Origin of the sequence: Okeania sp. SIO3I5, from assembly GCF_010672085.1 — a bacterium.
GTDB lineage: Bacteria > Cyanobacteriota > Cyanobacteriia > Cyanobacteriales > Microcoleaceae > Trichodesmium.
In genome coordinates, this window is sequence record NZ_JAAHHT010000492.1 from 1 (window position 1) to 1,960 (window position 1,960).

2 protein-coding genes are annotated in these 1,960 nt (G+C 39.9%); both read right to left on the bottom strand.

The window, feature by feature from the left end:
- The coding region (locus F6K40_RS39930) for a hypothetical protein (RefSeq protein WP_293145789.1) at nucleotides 1–336 on the bottom strand (336 nt) is incomplete at its 3' end.
- A gap of 38 nt (nucleotides 337–374) precedes the next feature.
- Nucleotides 375–1,960 (bottom strand): hypothetical protein (locus F6K40_RS39935; RefSeq protein ID WP_293145791.1); only part of this gene is annotated, 1,586 nt, incomplete at its 5' end.

The window sequence follows — 1,960 nt, forward strand, 5'->3', positions numbered from 1 at the left end:
ATCAGAATCTTCAGGAGAAACAGCGGAAATCGAACACTCATTAATTTCAATTTCAATTGGTTTACCAGGAGGGATGAACCAAGCACTGTTACCATGTCCGAGATTTTCTGCGCCGTCACCCCCCAGATAAAGGGAGATGGTTTGATTAGATAAGTTGGCGATTAGAATCTGATACTTCCCCTTTTCTGAAATAGAAACAATCTCTTGGGGAATGTCCGCTTCCAAGGAAGTTGGATAATTATCCCAAGTGTATAAATATGAACTACCAACCCAAGCAATTCTCAATTGGTCAATTGCATTTGTTAATTCACTCCAGTCTATAGGAACTGTAGTCATATCTCCCCTAAATACTCTTATTAATTATTACCTTATTATTAATCATTACCACTTTTTTTAACGATATCCCTGATTTTATCATCCACCCACGATGGTTTGGATTCATAATACATAGGAATCCTCCCTTTTGATGCCTTAACCTCTTTTTGATTACTCAATGCTTCATATTTAGTAATTCGAGGATTATTCGAAATGTGTATATACGCTAAATATTGAGGTCGCCTTTTTCTCGGTTGAATCCTACCCTTTCCTTCATACTTTCTTTTAGATGTAAATTGTATTGGTAGAATAATATCAGCTTTGGATATTCTTGCCATCTTCTCCAACAGAGTAACTCCCTCCGGTTCAGAATCCACCCAACTCTTCAACTTTCTACCATTATCTAATCGCGCTTCAGCAAAAATATCTCCCTTATCGTGAGATTTATTCTTACCACCGAATAATGTTTTAATGTTATCCCAATTCAACTTTAATGGGTCGCAGTTAGGAATTGTCAGACGAGAACGAGCATTTCCTTCCTTGATTCTTTCGTTTGTATTGTAAGGAGGTTGGGAGTAAGCATAAAATTCAAGAGTCACTGAAATACCGTTATTGGTGATGATAGGTTCATTGTCTTCTCCAATAATTTGCGTGCCAATATCTCTATTGTTCAATAGTTGAGAAGTGGCAATTATTTCAGTTGTAGCAGTCCGGAGGTTTTGTTCCGTTCCAGTCAATATTACTGTTTCCGAAGGCACCTCGCGATTAGGGGTAACTTGAATAGTACGAGTTCTACCAAGCAATCCCTCTCGCTGCCAACTCTGCATCCCAATCCAATCATCAATGCTGCCTGCAATCATAAATCCGGCATCAATACAAGCATCGCTGAACTCTTCCCATCCTTCTTGAAGGTTCTCCAGTAACTCTTCGTCTTTAATGACTCGTTTAACTAAATTACCTACTCCCTTCTTGAAAGTCCACTCCTTATTCCCTGGATTTCCCCATTCATCAATAGTTTTGTCTCCTACAAGTTTTCTCAATACTTGACCAAATGGGTTGTTTGGATCTTTGAGGAATTTCCTAGCACCTTTAAAGAATTCCAAAGCTTTTGCTGTGGCATATTGTGTAGCAGCTTGGGAAAGTGCTTGACTCCATTCCGACAGTAATTCCTCAGCCACTTCAGGAGCGACATTGCTCATTACATGATACCCCAGAGATGGATTAAATTTGGTAATCAGGGCAGCGCCCCCAAGTCCACATATTGTACTCCCCAGTGTTCTACCAACAGCTCCAAAACCACGCGTCACAATTGACTTATTGATGGCGTCGATTTGTTTGTCGATTTCAGTGTCAGTTACTTGGAAATTAAAGTTAAGCAGTAGGTTTCCGGTATTTACTAATGCCTGGAAGATTTGGGTGACGCTAATTTTGCTTAGTCTTTTCTTGAGTTCATTTAATCCCGAATTAATCCAACCGACTAACCTACCTCCCCAATTTTTGAAGAGATTTTGAATTCCGCCTCCCTTGGTAGAGCGTGTACGACTCCATTTTCGTACACCCTGGTTGCCCGTCGCTCTCAAACGAGCTTTTCTGCTCCGCATTGAAGATAGTTTTCTAGTAAATGCTAATGCTGCCATTGCTATTT